The organism is Lysobacter enzymogenes, from assembly GCF_900106525.1.
In the GTDB taxonomy this organism is placed as follows: Bacteria; Pseudomonadota; Gammaproteobacteria; order Xanthomonadales; family Xanthomonadaceae; genus Lysobacter; species Lysobacter enzymogenes.
Genome location: NZ_FNOG01000002.1, coordinates 428,221 through 447,100, shown reverse-complemented (window position 1 = coordinate 447,100; position 18,880 = coordinate 428,221). Strand labels below are relative to the sequence as shown.

The 18,880-nt window shown below is 70.1% G+C and carries 19 protein-coding genes; 6 read left to right on the top strand and 13 right to left on the bottom strand.

What is annotated here, in order from left to right:
* Window positions 1-429: 429 nt before the first annotated feature.
* The 6 genes from BLU84_RS06210 to BLU84_RS06185 form a co-directional block, all read right to left on the bottom strand.
* Window positions 430-1,584 (bottom strand): TIGR03364 family FAD-dependent oxidoreductase, encoded by a 1,155-nt coding sequence (locus BLU84_RS06210; protein ID WP_074864089.1) that lies wholly within the window; start codon window positions 1,582-1,584, stop codon window positions 430-432.
* A 15-nt stretch (window positions 1,585-1,599) separates the two neighbouring features.
* Entirely contained in the window at window positions 1,600-2,889 is a 1,290-nt protein-coding gene (locus BLU84_RS06205; RefSeq protein ID WP_074864086.1) for a DUF5690 family protein, read from the bottom strand.
* Window positions 2,886-3,575: an HAD family hydrolase gene (locus tag BLU84_RS06200; protein WP_074864084.1), complete on the bottom strand. Its 690-nt coding sequence runs from the start codon at window positions 3,573-3,575 to the stop codon at window positions 2,886-2,888. The genes BLU84_RS06205 and BLU84_RS06200 overlap by 4 nt, the downstream gene beginning before the upstream one ends.
* Window positions 3,576-3,734: 159 nt before the next feature.
* A complete protein-coding gene (locus BLU84_RS06195) occupies window positions 3,735-4,154 on the bottom strand; it encodes a hypothetical protein (RefSeq protein WP_074864083.1) in 420 nt (139 codons plus the stop codon).
* A gap of 52 nt (window positions 4,155-4,206) precedes the next feature.
* Window positions 4,207-4,647, bottom strand: coding sequence for a hypothetical protein (locus tag BLU84_RS06190; protein WP_074864081.1), 441 nt, complete (start codon window positions 4,645-4,647; stop codon window positions 4,207-4,209).
* Between the two features lie 30 nt (window positions 4,648-4,677).
* A complete protein-coding gene (locus BLU84_RS06185; protein WP_074864705.1) occupies window positions 4,678-5,286 on the bottom strand; it encodes a DUF2238 domain-containing protein in 609 nt (202 codons plus the stop codon).
* Between the two features lie 298 nt (window positions 5,287-5,584).
* On the opposite strand from BLU84_RS06185, the gene BLU84_RS06180 reads away from it, so the two are divergent.
* Together BLU84_RS06180 and BLU84_RS06175 are read left to right on the top strand one after the other, a co-directional pair.
* Complete coding sequence (locus BLU84_RS06180; protein ID WP_074864079.1) at window positions 5,585-6,070, top strand: hypothetical protein; 486 nt, start codon at window positions 5,585-5,587, stop codon at window positions 6,068-6,070.
* A gap of 90 nt (window positions 6,071-6,160) precedes the next feature.
* Complete coding sequence (locus BLU84_RS06175; protein WP_139174714.1) at window positions 6,161-6,658, top strand: hypothetical protein; 498 nt, start codon at window positions 6,161-6,163, stop codon at window positions 6,656-6,658.
* Window positions 6,659-6,760: 102 nt separating this feature from the next.
* Here the strand turns inward: BLU84_RS06175 and purM are convergent, their stop codons facing one another.
* Window positions 6,761-7,825 carry a phosphoribosylformylglycinamidine cyclo-ligase gene (purM, locus tag BLU84_RS06170; RefSeq protein ID WP_233431083.1) on the bottom strand — a complete coding sequence of 355 codons (1,065 nt, stop codon included), beginning with the start codon at window positions 7,823-7,825 and terminating at the stop codon, window positions 6,761-6,763.
* A 311-nt stretch (window positions 7,826-8,136) separates the two neighbouring features.
* On the opposite strand from purM, the gene BLU84_RS06165 reads away from it, so the two are divergent.
* The 3 genes from BLU84_RS06165 to hda are packed head-to-tail and all read left to right on the top strand — an operon-like array spanning window position 8,137 to window position 11,130.
* Window positions 8,137-9,225 (top strand): DUF2066 domain-containing protein, encoded by a 1,089-nt coding sequence (locus BLU84_RS06165; protein ID WP_083382362.1) that lies wholly within the window; start codon window positions 8,137-8,139, stop codon window positions 9,223-9,225.
* Between the two features lie 7 nt (window positions 9,226-9,232).
* Window positions 9,233-10,405 carry an AI-2E family transporter gene (locus BLU84_RS06160; protein WP_074864074.1) on the top strand — a complete coding sequence of 391 codons (1,173 nt, stop codon included), beginning with the start codon at window positions 9,233-9,235 and terminating at the stop codon, window positions 10,403-10,405.
* Window positions 10,402-11,130 (top strand): DnaA regulatory inactivator Hda, encoded by a 729-nt coding sequence (gene hda, locus BLU84_RS06155; RefSeq protein WP_074864072.1) that lies wholly within the window; start codon window positions 10,402-10,404, stop codon window positions 11,128-11,130. The genes BLU84_RS06160 and hda overlap by 4 nt, the downstream gene beginning before the upstream one ends.
* A 495-nt stretch (window positions 11,131-11,625) precedes the next feature.
* On the opposite strand, the gene BLU84_RS06150 is transcribed toward hda, so the two are convergent.
* The 6 genes from BLU84_RS06150 to cysG form a co-directional block, all read right to left on the bottom strand.
* A complete protein-coding gene (locus BLU84_RS06150; protein ID WP_074864071.1) occupies window positions 11,626-12,135 on the bottom strand; it encodes an O-acetyl-ADP-ribose deacetylase in 510 nt (169 codons plus the stop codon).
* Window positions 12,136-12,139: 4 nt separating this feature from the next.
* A complete protein-coding gene (locus BLU84_RS06145) occupies window positions 12,140-12,694 on the bottom strand; it encodes an RNA 2'-phosphotransferase (RefSeq protein ID WP_074864069.1) in 555 nt (184 codons plus the stop codon).
* Between the two features lie 59 nt (window positions 12,695-12,753).
* Entirely contained in the window at window positions 12,754-13,473 is a 720-nt protein-coding gene (gene murU / locus BLU84_RS06140; RefSeq protein ID WP_074864065.1) for an N-acetylmuramate alpha-1-phosphate uridylyltransferase MurU, read from the bottom strand.
* Window positions 13,470-14,495, bottom strand: a complete 1,026-nt coding sequence (locus BLU84_RS06135; RefSeq protein WP_074864063.1) for an aminoglycoside phosphotransferase family protein — start codon at window positions 14,493-14,495, stop codon at window positions 13,470-13,472. The genes murU and BLU84_RS06135 overlap by 4 nt, the downstream gene beginning before the upstream one ends.
* Window positions 14,496-14,906: 411 nt before the next feature.
* Complete coding sequence (gene cysK / locus BLU84_RS06130; RefSeq protein WP_074864061.1) at window positions 14,907-15,887, bottom strand: cysteine synthase A; 981 nt, start codon at window positions 15,885-15,887, stop codon at window positions 14,907-14,909.
* Between the two features lie 34 nt (window positions 15,888-15,921).
* Window positions 15,922-17,358 (bottom strand): siroheme synthase CysG, encoded by a 1,437-nt coding sequence (gene cysG / locus BLU84_RS06125; RefSeq protein WP_074864695.1) that lies wholly within the window; start codon window positions 17,356-17,358, stop codon window positions 15,922-15,924.
* A gap of 357 nt (window positions 17,359-17,715) precedes the next feature.
* Here cysG and BLU84_RS06120 point away from each other — a divergent pair, with 357 nt between their 5' ends.
* The gene (locus BLU84_RS06120) at window positions 17,716-18,699 is read left to right on the top strand and encodes a LysR family transcriptional regulator (protein ID WP_074864058.1); all 984 of its coding nucleotides are present in this window, start codon (window positions 17,716-17,718) and stop codon (window positions 18,697-18,699) included.
* Window positions 18,700-18,880: the final 181 nt, after the last annotated feature.

Below are 18,880 nucleotides of genomic sequence, written 5' to 3'. Positions count from 1 at the left end.
GGACGATTTCCAGGCGAATCTGTCGCGATTCACGCTGCCGGCGTGACCGGGTTCGCGACTGGCCGCGTGCGAGCGCGCGCATGCGGCGAAATCTTCCCGCCGCGTCCCGGTTCGATCCCGGCTTGAGCCTCGTCACGCGCGCCGCCGCAGCGCTAAATGAACGCCGTCGCCTCGTCGTTCCGAGGCCCGCCGCGAGCCGCACGCGCCGCGCGGGCCGCACGGGTGGAATGCAGCGGCGACGGTGGAGACACAGGCACATGGAGGTGCCGCCCGTCCCGTTCCGGCCAAGGACGCGCCGGCACGGTCGGCGCCGGCGCGCGATGCGCCCGCTGGCGGGTAGCGGCCGGTTCGAAGGGGGAGCCAGCGAACCGGACGACGCGGGCTATGGCGGGTCAGGCCGCCATAGCCCGCGCAGGGACTGCGCCGCGCTCAGGCGGCGCGGCGCACGGCGCCGTAGCGGCCGTCGACGATCTCCTCGGCCAGGCCGAAGCTCAAGGTCATGCCCAGCCCGCCGCCGCCGACCGCATTGACGATGGTCACGCCCGGCAGCGGTTCGGCGACGAACTCGCTGCTGCCGTCGGTGAGCTTGGGATAGATGCCGTGCCAGGTCTGGATCGGGCGCGGCTCGCCCAGGCGCAGGAAGCCGCCCAGATAATCGAGCACGCGGGCGTTGATCGCCTGCTCGTCGAACGGGTCGTGGGTGTGGGCGTAGGCGTGCGAATCGCCGACGGTGATCTCGCCGCGGCCGTTCTGCGCGGCCATCACGTGGATGCCCAACTCGATCAGCTCGCCGTATTGGGCCTGGTAGCGCGCGCGCAGCGGCGCCACGTCGGCGGCCTGCTGGAAGCCGGCGTAGTGCACCAGCGACAGGCCGCCGCACAGCGCCGCGCCCAGGCGCAGGCCGTCGGCCGGCGGCGCCAGGCGCAGCATCTGCAGCTTGCAGCGGGTCAAGGGCGCGGCGGCATAGAGCTGCGGGAACAGTTGTTCGAACTCCGGGCCGCTGCATACGAACACGCGGTCGGCTTCGAAGCGGCGGGTGCCGGAATGGACGCGGCCGGTTTCCACCGCGGTGACCGGCGTGCGCCAATGGAACTCGACGCCGTAGCGTTCGTGCAGATAGCGCGGCAGCGCGGCCAGCGCCTCACGCGGATCGACCAGCATCTCGTCGCGGTTGAACAGCGCGCCGCGCAGGCCCTCGGCGACCAGCGCCGGCGATTTCGCCAGCGCCTCGTCGCGGCCGAGCAGCGAACACGGACGCAGCGCACGGTTGGCCTGCGCGTACTGCGCCAGCACCTCGAGCTCGTCCTGCGCATAGGCCACGTGCAGCGAACCGCAGGGGTCGTGCCACAGCTTGGCGCCGTCGATCACTTCCTGCCAGATCGCGCGCGAGCGCAGCGCGCGCTCGTAGGCGGCGCCGTTGGTGACGCCGATCGGCCAGATCATGCCGAAGTTGCGCACCGAGGCGCCGACCGCGCGCTCGTAGCGTTCCAGCACGGTGACGCGGTAGCCGCGCGCGGCGAGCGCGCGGGCGATGGCCAGGCCGACGATGCCGGCGCCGACGACTAAAGCGGATTCGGTTTTCATGTGGGTTCGAACCAGTCAAACGGGCGCCAACGCCGGCGCTTGCACGCGGCGGCTGGCGCGGTGATGGAAATAAACGGCCGAAGCCAGCAGGCAGGCGCCGCCGAGCGTGCTCAGCACGAGCACGATCTGGGCGAAGAACTGGGTCCACGACAGCTGCACGCCGGAGAACTCCTTGGCCAGCAGCACCGCGACGCTGCCCAGGTAGCCGAACGCGTCGGACAGGTACATCAGGAAGCCGACGTTGCCGGCGACGCGGAAGGTCGCGATCAGGCGCTCGTAGAACACGCAGTTGAATGGCACATAGGCCAGGTACAGGCCGAAGCCGACCAGCGCCAGCCACCACAGCGGCGGCAGCGCGCCGGCGCGGAAGGCGAGGGTGGCGAAGCCGGCGGTCAGCAGGCCGGCGAACATCAGCCCATGCAGCGCCATCAGGCCGCGCAGGTTGTCGCGGAACCACGTAAGGCCCGCGGTCAACGCGAGAACAGCCAAAGCGACAGGCGTCTCGATCAACGCGAACACGCCGGCGTTGTTGCCATACCCCAGATCCGCGAACAGCTCCGCCTCGAAGTTGTCGCGAAAATCCCGCACCACGGTCAGCGCCACATAGCAGCCGATCATCAGCGCCAGCCCCGGCAGGAACCGGCGCACGAACGCGAGCCGCTCGGCGCGGTTCATCGGCAATCGCTCGCTGCGCGCGGCGCGGTCGGCGGCGTCGGGCTCGGGCACGCGCTCGAGCAGGCGCAGCGCGATCAGCAGCGGCGGCACGAACAACAGGCCGGTGAGGAACGGCATCCAAAATTCGTCCACGCCCGCCAGCAGCAGCCACTTGCCGACGCTTTTGACGATACCCGAGGCCATGATGAAGCTCGACGCCAGGATCGCGCCCATCGCCTCGGTGGTGCGGCGGCCTTCCAGATAGCTGAACACCAGACCCCAGACCATACCCAGCGGCAGGCCGTTGAGGAACAGGAAACCGATATTCCACGGCGCCGGCACCAGCGCGAAGCCGAGCAGGGCCAGCCAGGCGCTGCCGATCAGCAGCAGCATCAGCGGCGCGCGGCGCTCGCGGCGCAGCCCGCCGATCACGCCGATGCCGATGAACTTGCTGCACATGTAGCCCAGGATCTGTGCGACCACCAGCCAGACCTTGTAGTCCACGTCCAGCCACTGCTGGCCGTGGAACGAGGCCGCGGCGAACGGCTTGCGGAACGCGTACATGCTGGCGTACGCCATCAGCGCCGCGCCGCCGGCGAGCAGGGTGACCCGCCAGGAGCGCAGGGTCGCGGCGGACACCGGCGCGTTCATGCGGCGTCGTCGCGGGCGCTGGCGTCGATGCCGAGCAGCGCCGGCAGCTCGAACAGCGAATCGACGATGGCGTCGGGCGCGTAGGGTTCCAGTTCGTCGCGGCGGAACGCGCCGGTGGTGATCGCCACCACCAGGCCGGCGCCGGCGTTGCGGCCTTCGCCGATGTCGACTTCGGTGTCGCCGATCTTGACCAGCGCGCGCGCGTCGTCGATGCCGAACCGGCGCAGCAGCGCCTGGGCCATGTACGGCGCGGGCCGGCCCGAGGGCACTTCGTCGCTGGCGATCAGCGCATCGATGCGGCCGCTCCAGCCCAGGCGCGTCACGATGGCTTCGGCGATATCGCGCGAGAACCCGGTGTTGAGCGCGACCTTGATGCCGTGCGCGCGCAGCAGGGCGAAGGTCGACTCCGCGCCCGGCAGCGGCGCCACCCCGGGGCGTTCGCGATAGCAGCGCAGCATGCGCGCGACGAAGTCGTCGTGGATCGCTTCGATCTTGGCCGGCGTCGCCGCCTCGCCGAGCAGGCGCGCGATCGCCTCGGGCTTGCGGTAGCCCATCAGCGCGCGGCAGGTTTCCGCCTCAATGGGATGGCCGGCGGCGGTCATCGCGCCGACGAAGGCTTCGGCGACGAAGCCCGGATCCGACACGGTAGTGCCGGCGATATCGAACAGGGCGAGACGGTAGTTCATGGAAACCGGAGGCGCTGCGGAACAGGCCTCCAGCTTGGGCACCGGGCGCAACCCGGTGATGACACCGCGGGGACAGGCGGGTGGACCTGTCTAGTGGCCCGGCCTGGCGGGCGCCGCCCGCCGCGGGCCGGCCTCCTCAGCCGCGCCCGCGCCGCGCGCTCAGTCGGCGAACGCCGCCCGCACCTGCGGCCGCGCCAGCACGATGAAGGTGAACACGCCCAGCGCGGTGCCGAGCGGGAACGACAGGCAGGTGATCGCCGCGGTGAACTGGCACAGGCCGCGGCTGCGCCGCTGGCGCAGGCGTTGGGCGGTCAGGAACTGCAGCACGGCGCCGGCCAGGCTGAGCGCGGCCGAGAGCAGCAGGACCACGGTGAGCACGGCGATGTCGCCGCCGTCGAACGCGGCGCTGCCGTGGCCGTCGCGGCCGACCATGCCGAACACCAGTGCGCCCAGTCCGGCCACCATCAGCAAGGTCAGCGCGCCGAGCGCGGCGAGCACGTAGTAGAAGATCGACAGCAGCTTCAGGTGCGACTCGTCTTCGGCGCTGAAGGCGGAGACGGCGGGGGCGGGATTCGACATGGCTCGGTCCTTGAGTGGATGCGCTCGCGCGCGCGTTTCGATTCGTCGCGGATCAGTTCGCGGCGAACAGGGCTTTGACTTCCGGCTTGACCAGCAGCACCAGCGCCAACACCCCCAGCACGGTGCCGAACGGCATGAACATGCAGCTCAGGCCGGCGACGACGATGCAGAAGGTGTGGCCGCGGCGCTGGCGGATGCGCCGGCCGCCGACGGCCAGCAGCGCGGCGAAGGCCAGGCCGCACAGGATGAAGGCCGAGCCCATGACGATGAACAGCCAGCCCACCGCCGGCGGCGGCGGGGTGCCGTGGCCGGGCTGGTCGAATGCGCCGGACAGCATCGCCACGCCCATGCCCACGTGGATCAATGGGAACAGCGAGAACAGCGCGGCGATCGCCGCGACCACGTAGTAGAAGATCCCGATCAGGTCGAGGTTGGCGGCGTCTTTCGACGGCGGCGGCGCGCTCGGCGCGGCGGACGGCAGCGGCTCGCTCATGGTGCGGTTCCTTCGATGGGGCGGGGCGGCTCAGCCGGCGGCGCGCTTGCGCGGCCACGCCGCCAGCGATCCTAGTGTCGCAAGAAACATGTCCGTGTGCGCATCCCACACGTCGCCCTGCTGGCCGTTGTACGACTCCGCATCCTGCGGCGACATGGTCAGGGCGATGGCCCACTCGAACCACTCGTAGATCAGGCTGGTGCACATGATCGCGGCCACCGCCAGCACGAACGCCTGGCCCGCGCCGAGCGCCGGCCAGCGCTGACGGAAGTACTCGCGCAACGGCGGGGCGAAGCAGGCGCCGTAGAGGAAATGGATCAGCCGGTCGAAATGGTTGCGCTGGAAGCCCAGCGCGCGGTCCAGCGACCAGCCGCCGGTGAGCCACTGGATCCACTGGTCGTAGGGCACGTAGGAATACAGCCAGCGCGCGGCGATGCAATGCAGGGTCATGAAGCCGCAGATGGCGAGGAAGTGCGCATCGCGCATCGGCCAGCGGCGGTCGTGCCGCCACAGCCACAGCAGCCCGACCACGGTCAGCACGCTGTGCATGGCCTGTTCGAACGGGCTCTTGGGCGCGATCCAGGTGATCGCGAAGACGGTCAGGACGAAGGCCAGTGCGGCTTTCTTGGGGGGGCTCATGCGTCCTTGCGCGGCGGGCATGCGGTGTACTTCCATTGACCAAGCCGGCACGCTACCGGAGCGCAGTGGGGAAGGGAATAGGCCGTAGAGCCCGCGCCGCGCGGTTGTCTTCGCCGCACCGGCCGCTCCTGCAGGCGTTGCATAAGCCGCGGCAGGCTGGCGCAACTGCGGCGGACTTGCGTCCTTCGCTCGGCACGGACAATGCGCCCCTACGCTCGGGACGCCGATTGCGCTGGGGGAAAGAACCGCGCCGCGCGACATGCTGTAATGGCCCGACCACCATCGCGAAGGAACCGCAATGCTGAAAGAACTCATCGACTTGTTGACGGCCCACGAACTCGAGCCCGAGCAACTCGAATCGACCGTCGACGCCATCGAAGGCGCGGCGGACGATCCGGATCTGGCCTGGCTGGACGAGCCTTCGACCGAAGAACTGATGCAGACCGCGATCGTCTTCCAGCTCGTCGACTTCACCGCAGTCGGCGACAAGATCGACGAGGTGCATGAGCTGATCAGCGATTTCTTCGCCGACCCGCTGCCGGACTTTCCGATGCATGAAGACGGCCGCTATTTCCTGCCGGACGAGTATTTCGCCTGGCTGGATCGGCAGCTGATCGGCCGCGCCGGAGACAACGGCGGCTACGAACTGCTCCTGCTCGGCCAGCATTACAGCGAAGAGCTGCACGCGATCGCGGTGCTGCGCGCGGACACCCCGCGGATATTGGAGCTTGCCACCGAGCATGCGCTGATCATCGAGCGAGCCACGCAGCGCCATCTGGCGTAGTCGAGCCGCCCGGGACGTCCCGGGCGGGCCGTTGTCGAACCCACGCCGCACCGTTGTCGCCGGCTGTCGGCGCTCGTGTTCTGGAGTCCTATGGAAAACGCTCAGCCCGATGCGGCTCCCGCCGCTCATGCCGGCAAATGGCTCGCCCTCATGGCGACCGTGGCGATCACCCTGTTGTTTCCGTCGATCTTTTTCGGCTTGCTGCGGGTGGGGCAGCACTGCGCCATCCAGGATATTTTCGCCGGCGACGACGATGCCGCCGCGCTCAAGATCTTCAGCGTGACGCTGATCTATTCGGCAGTGGTGTTGCTGTTGAGCCGCATCAACAAGCGCCTGGGGTTCTATCCCTTGCTCGGCGCGGCGGTGGTGTTGATCGCGGTGGCGGCGGTGTATGCATTCGCGCTGGCCGTGGTTCCGGCGGTCGCCTTGGCGATCGTCGTGTTCCTTATGTGGCAAGGCCGATACCACCGTGCGCCGATCAATCGATGGCTCGCCATCGGCGTGTTGATTCCAGGCGTGTTGGCGGCCGTGGTGATCGCTCTGAAAATCAGGGACGAACTGATTTATTGGAGCTACGGCCTGAGCTGAGAGCTCTCGCGGCCTTCGGGCTCGACGCGCGCGGGCGCTGCGGCCCAAAACGAAAAACGGCGGGCCATGCCCGCCGTTTTCCTGTCGCCAGGCGCGTCGCGCTCAGCCGATATGCACGCGCTCGCCGCCGCTGTGGCCGACCACTTCGCCGATGCGCCAGTGGCCCAGGCCCAGGCGGGTCAGCTCGGCTTGCGTCGCCGCGGCGGCTTCGTCCGGCACCACCAGCACGAAGCCGATGCCGCAGTTGAAGGTGCGCCACATCTCCTCGCGCGGCACCGCGCCTTCGCGCTGCAGCCAGTCGAACACCGGCGGCAGGGTCCAGGTGGCGGTGCGGATGTCCAGGCCCAGGCCTTCGGGGATGACCCGGATGATGTTCTCGGTCAGGCCGCCGCCGGTGATGTGGGCCATGGCGTGGATCGAATGCTCGCCGCCGCCCGCGCGCAGCAGTTGCAGGATCGGCTTGACGTACAGCGCGGTCGGCTCCATCAGCGCGTCGATCAGGCGCACGCCGCCGACGGCGACGTCGCCCGGACGGCCGGCGCGGTCGAAGATGCGGCGAATCAGCGAATAGCCGTTGGAGTGCGGGCCGCTGGAGGCGATGCCGATCAGCACGTCGCCCTTGCGCACGCGCGAACCGTCGAGGATCTGCGACTTCTCCACCGCGCCGACGGTGAAGCCGGCCAGGTCGTACTCGCCCGGCGGGTACATGTCGGGCATTTCCGCGGTTTCGCCGCCGATCAGCGCGCAGCCGGCCAGTTCGCAGCCGCGGGCGATGCCGCCGACCACCGCGACCGTGGTGTCCACGTCGAGCTTGCCGGTGGCGAAGTAGTCGAGGAAGAACAGCGGCTCGGCGCCCTGCACCAGCACGTCGTTGACGCACATGCCGACCAGGTCGATGCCGATGGTGTCGTGGCGGTTCAACTGCTGGGCCAGCTTGAGCTTGGTGCCGACGCCGTCGGTGCCGGAGACCAGCACCGGCTCGCGGTACTTGCCCGACAGGTCGAACAGCGCGCCGAAGCCGCCCAGCCCGCCCATCACCTCGGGACGGAAGCTGCGCTTGACCAGCGGCTTGATGCGTTCGACCACCTCGTTGCCGGCGTCGATGTCGACGCCCGCGTCGCGGTAGGTCAGCGGCTTGGGGGAAGTGTCGGAGGAGGAAGCGGTCACGGCGGCCCCGGGGTGGTCGCGGAGGGAAGCCGGCGATTTTAGCAGGCCGCGGGGGCCGAGAAGTGAGCGCGCAGCGGCGGGGCTCGGGTAAAAGCCCCGGCCTGCTTGGCTTTGGCGCGCTTCTCGCGGCTGCGCGCTCAGGGCTCGCCGCATCCCGTTCAGCCCCCGAATGGACTCCCTGGCCCACCTGCGGCACCATTTCCGACCTTGAACGCCGAAGTCGGCCCCAGGCCGGCGCACGGCCGGACGGCCGGGCCAGGCGGCTCGCAACGCGGGCGGGAAGCCCGCTCCACGCACTGATAGGGACAGCGATGGGCTGGTCGATGGGTAAGGCAATCCGGACTTGGGCAATGGCGGCGGCGCTGCTGGCGAGTTTCGCCGCGAGCGCGCAACGCGTAGAGGGCGACCGCGCCCAGGCCGAAGGCGCTTATTCGGCCGAAGTGCCGGTAGGCGGGCAGAGCGAGAACGAGCGCAACGGCGCGATGGCGCGGGCGCTGGCCCAGGTGCTGGCCAAGATGTCCGGCGACCGCGCCGCGGCCGGCCGTCCCGGCGTCGGCCAGGAGCTGCGCCGGGCCAAGGACTACGCGATCGGCTACGACTACCGCCAGGACGAGGGCGTGTCCCAGGTCACCGGCGCGCCGACCTTCCAGACCACCTTGGTGGTCAATTTCGACCAGGAGAAGGTCGAGAACCTCGCCGCCACCCTCGGCCTGCCGATCTGGCCGCAGCCGCGGCCCAAGCCGGTGCTGTGGCTGGCGATCGACGACGGCAGCGGCCCGCGCCTGGTCGGCCTGGGCCAGGCCAACGCCGCGCGCGCCGCGCTCAACCGCGCGGTCGAGCGCGGCTACCGCCTCGGCCTGCCCAGCGGCAGCGCCGCCGAACAGGCCAGCGCCGGCGCGATCTGGCGCGGCGACGCCGCCGCGGTGGCGCGCGCCTCGGCCCGCTACAGCCCGCCGATGCAGCTGATCGGCAAGCTCTACCGGGTCAAGAGCGGCGGCTGGAAGGGCGATTGGTCCTTCGTCGACGGCGGCAAGGTGCTGGCCAGCTGGAACCTCACCGACCCGGACGCGCGCAAGGTCATGGCCGGCGGCGCCGACGGCGCGGCCGACGCGCTGATGAAGCGTTACGCCAAGCGCAGCGTGTCCGGCACCCCGGGCACCTACCGCATCGTCTTCACCGGCGTGCGCAGCGCCGACGACTACATCCGCCTGGCGGGCTACCTGCAAGGGCTGGCGGTGGTGCGCAAGATCGTGCCGATCCGCGCCACTCCGGAAAGCGTCGAGTTCGACCTCGACCTGCTGTCCGGCCTGCCCGGCTTCAAGCGCATGACCGATGCCGGCGACACCCTCGTGGGCCTGGAAGGCCTCGAAGGCCAGCCGCCCGTGTTCCAACTGCACTGAGCGCCGCATGACCGACCAATCGCCCGGCCGGGCCCCGCTGGAAGACATCGCCCTGTTCCTTCGCCGTCTGCAATGGACGGCGCTCGGCGTGGGCGCCTGCTGGTTGCTGTGGGTGCTGGCGCCGGTGCTGACCCCGTTCGTGGTCGCGGCCATGCTCGGTTGGCTCGGCGATCCGCTGGTCGACCGGATCGAACGCACCGGCCGCTCGCGCAACACCGCGGTGACCCTGGTGTTCGCGCTGATGGCGCTGCTGGTGGTGCTGATCCTGCTGATCCTGGTGCCGCTGATCGAGCGCCAGATCACCACCTTGATCGTGTCGCTGCCGGCCTACCGCACCTGGTTCACCGACACCGCGATCCCGTGGCTGGAGCAGCGCACCGGCTTCCAGATCAGCGTCTGGCTCGACCTCAACCACATGATCGAACTGGTGCGCAGCAACTGGGAGCGCGCCGGCGGCATCGCCACGACCTTGCTGGGCTATCTGTCGCGCTCGGGCTTCGCCCTGATCGCGATGGTCGCCAACATCGCCCTGCTGCCGGTGCTGACGTTCTTCTTCCTGCGCGACTGGGACAAGCTGGTCGAGCGCGTGGCCTCGCTGATTCCGCGCGCCTACCTGAGCACGGTCAGCCGCCTGGCCAAGGAATCCAACGACGTGCTCGGCGCGTTCCTGCGCGGCCAGTTCCTGGTGATGCTGGCGCTGGGCGTGATGTACGGCGTCGGCCTGTGGGGCGTGGGCCTGGACCTGGGCATCCTGATCGGCATCATCGCCGGCCTGCTGACCTTCGTGCCTTACCTCGGCCCGGCCAGCGGCATCATCCTGGGAGTGATCGCCGCGCTGGTGCAGTACGGCGACTGGAAGCACGTGCTCGGCGTGCTGGCGGTGTTCGGCGTGGGCCAGGTGGTGGAAAGCTACTGGCTGACCCCGAAGCTGGTCGGCGACCGTATCGGCCTGCATCCGGTGGCGGTGATCTTCGCCGTGCTCGCCGGCGGCCAGCTGTTCGGCTTCCTCGGCATGCTGCTGGCGCTGCCGGTGGCGGCGGTGGTCAACGTGCTGCTGCGCTACGCTCAGGAGCGTTACACCCATAGCCGCCTGTACGCGGGCGATCAGGCGGCCGTGCCGCTGGAGCCGGCGCTGGCGCCGGCCGGCGCGGACGCAGCGGAGCGCGAGAGCAAGCAGTGAGCATTCCGCAGTTGCCGCTGGCCCTGCGTCATTCGCCGGACCAGCGCTTGGAAACCTATGTGAACGCGCCCGAGGGCGCGATCGCACAGTTGCGTTCCTTGGCCCACCACAACGAAGAAACCGCCGGTTACCGCGATCCGACCCAGGCCGACTGGGTCTATCTGGTCGGCCCCGGCGGCGTCGGCAAGACCCATCTGCTGCTGGCCGCGTGCGCGCAGGCCGATATGAGCGGGCGCCGCGCCGCCTATGTGCCGTTGAGCGCGGCGGTGGGCCGCCTGCGCGAGGCGCTGCAGTCGCTGGAAACCAACGACCTGCTGGCGCTGGACGGCATCGAGGCCATCGCCGGCCGGCGCGAGGACGAGATCGCCCTGTTCGACACCCACAACCGCGCGCGCCAGGCCGGCATCGCGGTGATCTACGCTGCGCGCGAGAACCCCGACGAGCTCAAGCTGACCTTGCCGGACCTGCGCTCGCGCCTGTCGCAGTGCACCCGCATCGTGCTGACCCCGCTGGACGACGACGGCCGCGCTCAGGTCCTGCGCCAGCGCGCGCAGCGGCGCGGGTTGGCGTTGGAAGAGGCGGCGTTGGAGTGGATGCTCAAGCGCATGGATCGCGATCTTGGCGGGCTGACGCAGTTGCTCGACAAGCTCGATCGCGCTTCGTTGGCGGCGCAGCGGCGGATTACGGTGCCGTTTTTGAAGCGGACGATTGACGACGAGACTTGAGTGCGCGGGGTATGTGCGCAGCATCGCTCGTTGTTCCGAGCGAATACGAAAGCATCCGCGGAACGCCCGCTGTAGGAGCGACGCAAGTCGCGACTGCGCCAATAAACCTGCGACGAACCTCGTCTACGCTCGTGGGCTGTGCCTGACGACCAGCGAAGATCAACAGCTTCCGTCCGCAAGCGGCCGGGTCACTTTCTTTGTCTTGCCAAAGAAAGTAACCAAAGAAAGGCGCTTTCCTTGTTTTCGGATCAAGAGCCACTATCGTTCGGCGCTTGCGCGGGGATGCGCCACACAGGCCATCCATGGCCTGGGTGGCGCACGGCGCGCGTCCTGCGCGCCGCCCTTCGGGTCTCCGATTGCCTGTGGCGAGTTCGGGGCGGCGGGGGGAGCGAGGAGCAAGGGCAACAGCAAGATCAACATGGATTCCGGCTTCCGCCGGAATGACGAGCCGAAGGCTGCGTGGCTTTAGGCCGCAGTTGCGGAGCTGTGGCGCTTTTAGTCGACTTGGTCCAGCAGCTCCAGATAGATCGAAAGATCCGCGTCGCCGAAGCAACAAAACACGACCGTTTCCGGCATCTGAGCGCCGAGCGCGTGCCGACGCACCGTATCCACCGCTACGCGCGCGGCCGCTGCGGCCGGATACCCGAAGATGCCGGTGCTGATGCACGGAAACACTAGCGTCGCGAAGCCGCGACGCGCGGCGATGTCGAGACTGTTGCGATAACAATCGGCCAACAGCTCCGGCTCGCCGTGGTCGCCGCCGCGCCACACCGGCCCGACGGTGTGGATCACATGCCGCGCCGGCAGTTTGTGGCCGCCGGTGAGCTTGGCCTGGCCGGTCTTGCAGCCGCCGAGCAGGCGGCATTCGGCCATCAGTCCGGGGCCGGCGGCGCGGTGGATCGCGCCGTCCACGCCGCCGCCGCCGAGCAGCGAGGAGTTGGCCGCGTTGACGATGGCGTCCACCGCCAGGGTCGTGATGTCGGCGCGGATCGCACGCAACTCCATCGCCTCACCCCTGCGCCGGCCAATCGATGAACTCCGGCGCGACCGCGTCGGTGAGCCATACGCCGTTGTCGGCGCGGTAGAACGCGAAGCCGCATGCGTGCATTTCGGCGGCGCGCACGTGCAGCACCAGCGGTGCGCCGTGGCGGCTGCCGACCTTGACCGCGGTGTCGCGGTCGAGCGAGAGGTGCACGTGCTGGCGGCTACGTTTATCCAGCCCGGTCTTGCGGATCGAGGCGGCGAAGTGGGTGGCGGTGCCGTGGTAGAGCGTGGGCGGCGGTTCGAGCGGCTGCAAGGCCAGGTCGATGTCGATCGAATGGCCCTGGTTGGCGCGGATGCGGCGGCCATCGTCGCTGAGCTTGAAGCGCTGCTTGTCGTTGTCGCGCACGATCGCTGCGATCAGCGTGCGGCTGTAGAGCCTGCCGTGCGCGCCGGCCTTGGCGATGAATTCGTCGACGTCGGCCCAGCCTTGGGCGTCCAGGGTCAGGCCGATGGCCTGCGGGTCGTGACGGAGGATGAGGCTGAGGAACTTGCTGAGTTTCTTGTGTTGTTGGTCGGTCATAAGCTTTCGGCGCGCATGCTAGTCGCGCGCCGGAGCCGGCGCCAGTGCCGCGGCGGCCGTCAGTCGGCGACGAACGTCGCGTCCAGTTCGCGCAGGCGCTCGGGCGTGCCGACGTCGGTCCAGCGGCCGCGGTGGTACGAGCCGTGCAGGCGGCCGCGCTGCGCGGCGCGGCGCAGCAGCGGGACGACGCTGAAACGCGGCGGATCCAGCTCGGTGCCGGCGGCATCGCCGAGTGCGTCGCGCCAGTCGGCGAACAGCGAGGCGCGATATAGGCCGATGCCGGCGTAGGTGAGCTTGTCCTCGCCGTCGTTGCCGACGCGGCCGTCGGCGTCGAGGCGGAAATCGCCGCGCGGATGCTGTGGCGGATTGTCGACCAGCAGCAGGTGCGCGTCGGCGTCGAACTCGCGCGGCAGTCGGGCGAAGTCGTAGTCGGTCCAGATATCGCCGTTGGCGACCAGGAACGGCGCCTGCGGGTCGGCGTTCTCCTGCAGCAGCGCCAGCGCATTGAGCATGCCGCCGCCGGTTTCCAGCGGCGCGGCGCCTTCATAGGAAAAACGCAGGCGCAGGCCCCAGCGCGAGCCGTCGCCGAGCGTGGCGGGAAACCGCTCGGCCAGCCACGAGGTGTTGACCACGACCTCGTCCACGCCGAGCGCGGCGAGTTTTTCCAGATGCCATTCGATCAGCGGCTTGCCGCCCACCGGCAGCAGCGGCTTGGGCGTGTGCAAGGTCAGCGGGCGCATGCGCTCGCCAAGGCCCGCGGCAAAGATCAGCGCCTTCATGCGCGCGTCGCCAGCGCCGGGCGCACGTAGCGCTCGACGATCTCGCTCAGCGGCTGCAGCTCGGGATAGCGCGGCAGGACCAGATCGAGATAGCCGAGGAAACGCGGCGCATCGGCGAGGTATTTGGGCTTGCCGTCGCGGTGGTTCAGGCGCGCGAACAGGCCGAGGATCTTGATGTGGCGCTGCAGGCCGGCGAAATCGGCGTCGCGGCGGAAGCGCGCGTAGTCGGGCAGCGGAATGCCGGCGGCGACGGCGCGCGCGTGGTAGCGCGCCAGCCACGCCTCGACGCGATCCTCCGGCCAGCTGACGAAGGCGTCGCGGAGCAGGCTGATCGGGTCGTAGGCGATCGGCCCGCGCAGCGCGCCCTGGAAATCGATCACCGCCAGCCCGCCTTCGGCCGGCATCAGATTGCGCGGCATGAAATCGCGGTGGATGAACACCTGGCGCTGCGCCAGCACGTTGTCGAGGATGCGGCGGTAGGCCAGGTCGAGCCGTTCCAGGTCGCCGCAGTCCAGTTCCACGCCGAGGTGGCGGCCGAGGAACCATTCGTCGAACAGGCGCAGTTCGCGGCTCAGGAAGGCTTCGTCGTAGGGCTGCAGGTCGTCGGGGCAGGGCAGGACCTGGATCTTCAGCAGTTGGTCGAAGGCGGCCTCGAACATCGCGTCGGCATCAGCGTGGCCGGCTTCGACCGCCTGCAGGAAGGTGTCGCGGCCGAGGTCTTCCAGCAGCAAGAAGCCGCGTTCGGGATCGGCCTGGAACACCCGCGGCACGCGCACGCCGCCGGCGTCCAGCACGTCGCGCAGGCGCAGCCAGGGGCGCGGGTCCTCCAGCTCCGGCGGCGAGTCCATGACGATGGCGTCGCCCTCGGGCAGCGCCGCGCCGGCGTGCACGCGGCCGCGCCAGTAGCTGCGGAAGCCGGCGTCGAAGGAGGCGCGGACGAGCTCGAGGCGCTCGTCGCCGGTCGCGGCGCGGGCCCAGGCCAGGCGCGCGGCGTCGCGGTCGGAGGGGGACGGCTGGGTCATGCAGGCTCCATGCGGCGAAGGCCGCCGGCGCACAGGGTAGCCGGCCGGGCAGGGAGCGCAACCGCATCAGCCGGATTGCGTTGCGTTCGCTGATGCGAACCGGCTGCGTCGCGGCTCGCCGGAGCCCCTGTAGGAGCGGCGCGAGCCGCGACTGCGACAACGCAACTGCGCCGAAACCGGCGCCGCGAGCCGTAATCCCGCGGTCGCGGCTCGCGCCGCTCCTACAGGTAGCGGCCGTAGCCGTGTCGCGATCGGGAAAACACCACTGCTTCGCGATCCGCAAAAAAGTGTAGGGCGAAGCCCGCGTCGCCTTTGGCCGGGAACGGTCGCCACCGCCTTCCCCTGCCGCTTGCGCCGCGGGCCCCGCCCTACGGGTGCCCGGGTGGAACTGAATCTCTTGCCGGCCACGCCTCAGGCGGCGACCGGTTCCTCTTGCTCCAAGGACTTGAGCCACTCGTCGTCGGAGCCTTCGTTGACGCCTTCGAACAGGAACGTGGACAGATAGCGCTCGCCGGTGTCGGGCAGCATCGCCAGCAGCACTGAGCCTTCCGGCGCGGCCTGCGCGACTTCCAGCGCCGCGGCGATGGTGGCGCCGGCGGAGATGCCGACGAACAGGCCTTCCTCGGCGGCGAGGCGGCGCGCGGTGTCGCGCGCGGTGACGTCGTCGATGGGGCGGATCTCGTCGGCGATGCTGCGGTCGAGCACGGCCGGGACGAAGTCCGGCGTCCAGCCCTGGATCTTGTGCGGCGCCCAGTCCTTGCCGCCCAGCAGCGAGGCGCCGGCCGGCTCGGAGGTGACGATCTTCAGGTCCGGGCGCGCCAGCTTGAGCACTTGCCCGGCGCCGCTGAGGGTGCCGCCGGTGCCCCAGCCGGAGACGAAGTAGTCCAGCCGCTTGCCGGCGAAATCGCGCAGGATTTCCGGGCCGGTGGTGTTGCGGTGATAGGCCGGGTTGGCCGGGTTCTCGAACTGGCGGGCGAGGAACCAGCCGTGCTTTTCGGCCAGTTCGGCGGCCTTGCGCACCATGCCGGTGCCGCGTTCGGCGGCCGGGGTCAGGATCACCTTGGCGCCGTAGGCGCGCATCAGCTTGCGTCGCTCGATCGAGAAGGTCTCGGTCATCACCGCCACGAACGGGTAGCCGCGCGCGGCGGCGACCATCGCCAGGGCGATGCCGGTATTGCCCGAGGTCGCCTCCACGATGGTCTGGCCGGGCTTGAGCTCGCCGCGCTGTTCGGCGTCGAGCACGATCGCCAGCGCCAGCCGGTCCTTGACCGAGCCGCCCGGATTGAACGATTCGACCTTGGCGTACAGCGAGACGTGCTTGGGCGCGAGGCGGTGCAGTTTGACGATCGGCGTGTCGCCGATGGTGTCGAGGATGCTTTCGTGCAGCGACATGTGGGTGCTCCCGTGGCGTGGGGTGTATGGGGAATCAGGCGGCCTGGGCCAGCGCGTCGTCGGCGTCGGCTTCGGGCAAAGCGGTGAGCGGGGCATCGCCGAACCAGTGCAGGCGCTGCGCCAGCGCGGCGACTTCGCCGACGATCAGCAGCGCCGGCGATTGCACGCGATGGCCCTGCGCGCGCTCGGCCAGTTCGGCCAAGGTGCCGGTCACCACGCGTTGCTCGCGGCGCGAGCCGTTTTCGATCAGCGCGAACGGGGTGCTGGCGGCGCGGCCGTGTTCGATCAGCTTGTCGCGCAGCACGTCCAGGCCGGCCACGCCCATGTACACGGCGAGGGTCTGCTTTTCCTGCGCCAGCGCCTGCCAGTCCAGATCGTCGGCGGAATCCTTGAGGTGCGCGGTGACCAGGCGCAGCGACTGCGCATGCTCGCGATGGGTCAGCGGCACGCCGGCATAGGCGGCGCAGGCCAGCGCGGCGGTGATGCCGGGCACCACTTCGAAGGCGATGCCGGCCTGCGCCAGCACTTCCAGTTCTTCGCCGCCGCGGCCGAACACGAACGGATCGCCGCCCTTGAGCCGGACCACGCGCTTGCCGGCGCGGGCGTGCTCGAGCATGAGTTCGTGGATGCGGTCCTGGGTGGTGTGGTGGTTGCCGGCCTGCTTGCCGACTTCGATCAGCTCGGCGTCGCGGCGCGCCAGTTGCAGCACTTCGCGGCTGACCAGGCGGTCGTGCAGGATCACATCGGCCTGGTTGAGCGCGCGCAGGCCGCGCAGCGTCATCAATCCGGCGTCGCCGGGGCCGGCGCCGACCAGCACCACCGAACCTGCCGGCGGCGCGGCCGGCTTGTCGTCGATCAGGGCCGCGCCGAACGCGCGCTGCGCGTCTTCGCGGCGGCCTTCGCGCAGCAGCGCGGGAATCGGGCCGGCCAGCACGCGCTCGAAAAAGCGCCGGCGCTGGCCGAGATCGGGGTAGTGGCGGCGGATGCGCGCGCGTTCGCCGCTGAGCAGCCGGGCCAGTTCGCCCAGCGATTCGTCCAGTTCGGTTTCCAGGCGCTCGCGCAGGTGCCGCGCCAGCATCGGCGCACCGCCGCCGCTGGAGATGGCGACCTGCACCGGGCCGCGTTCGACCCGCGCCGGCACGTGGAAGCTCGAGCCTTCGACATCGTCGACCACGTTGACCCAGACCCGGCGCGCTTCGCCGGCCGCGGCGACGGCGCGGTTGACCGCTTCATCGTCGGTCGCGGCGACCGCCAGCCAGGCGCCGTCGAACCATTCGGCGGCGAATTCGCCGGCCAGGTGTTCGATGCGCCCTTCGGCGGCCCAGGCCGCCAGCGCCGCGTTCAAGCGCGGCGCGCCGATGCGTACCTGCGCGCCGGCTTCGAGCAGGGCCGCGGCCTTGCGCTGCGCCACCGCGCCGCCGCCGACCACCAGCACGGCGCGGCCGCGCAGGTCGGCGAACAGCGGGTACATCGGCGTCGAGGCGCGGGAGGACGAGGCGCGGGTCACGGCGGCGTTCGTGCGTTGAGGGGAGGATGCGACGACCCTACGGCCGCCGGCGGGCGCGGCGGAAATGACGGCGGCGCCTTTGCACATGCCGTCACGTAATGAGCCGTAGCGTTGCGGGGCCGATACTGGACAGCCGGCCCGGCGGATGGTTAATCTATAAATCCTTTCATCCGAATAGAGCGATAGATACGTGGAATCCAGGTGCCAGCGAATGCGAGCGATGCATCCGCGCTGCCGCGGCGACGCGGGCGCCGGCTGTTGTCGCCGCCGCGCCGTTCTCCGCATTCCACATCATCGACTTTCATTCCGGATCGCCACCCCATGACCCTGACCCAGCTGCGTTATCTGGTCGCCATCGCCGACTCCGGCCTCAACATCACCCTCGCCGCCGAACGCGTCCACGCCACCCAGCCCGGCCTGTCCAAGCAGCTCAAGCAGCTCGAGGACGAGCTGGGCTTTCTGCTGTTCGTGCGCAAGGGCCGCAGCCTGGAGGCGATCGCGCCGGCCGGCGAGCGCGTGCTCGCGCATGCGCGGCGGATCCTGGAGGAAGCGGCCAACATCCGCGCCTACGCCGCCAACGAGCGCGGCCAGCACGCCGGCCGCCTGGTGCTGTCGACCACCCACACCCAGGCGCGCTACGTGCTGCCGCCGGTGATCGCCCAGGTCAAGCGCGATTTCCCGCAAGTCAGCGTGCACCTGCAGGCCGCGGCCGATGGCGAGGTGCTGACGCATCTGTCGCACGGCAACGCCGACCTGGCGGTGATCAGCACCGCCGGCGCGCCGCCCGAGGGCGGCCTGGCGGTGCCATTGTTCCGCTGGCGCCGGGTGGTGCTGGTGCCACGCGGCCATCCGCTGGCCAAGCTCGAGCGCGCACCGACCCTGGCCGAACTGGCCGCGCATCCGCTGATCAGCTACGAATCCTCGACCCGGCCGGAATCCTCGCTGCGCCGCGCCTTCGCCGCCGGCGGCCATGAGCCGCAGCTGGCGATGACCGCGCGCGACGCCGACCTGATCAAGACCTACGTGCGCACCGGCCTGGGCGTGGGCCTGCTGGCCGAAATGGCGGTGACCTCGCGCGACGACGACCTCAAGGCGCTGGTCGCGCCCGACGCGGTGCCCGAGTGCATCACCTGGGCGGTGATCCCGCGCGCGCGGGTGCTGCGCGACTACGCGCTGGAACTGGTGCAGGGCCTGGCCCCGCAGATCGACCGCCGCGACCTGCGGCGGGTGCTGGAAGGCAACCTGGAACCGCACTGGCCGAAGGCCCCGACCTGGGTCGAGCTGACCCAGTCGATCAGTTCCTGAGCGCGAACCGGCGCTAAGGCGCTGCGCGATCGACCTGCAGGAGCGGCGCAAGCCGCGACCGCGGACGACCCGCTCGCGCCGAAAGCTGCGTCGCAGTTGCGTTCCCGCGGTCGCGGCTCGCGCCGCTCCTACAGGGCTTTCGGCGATGGCGCGAATGGCTGCGAGTCGCAGCGCCGCTGCG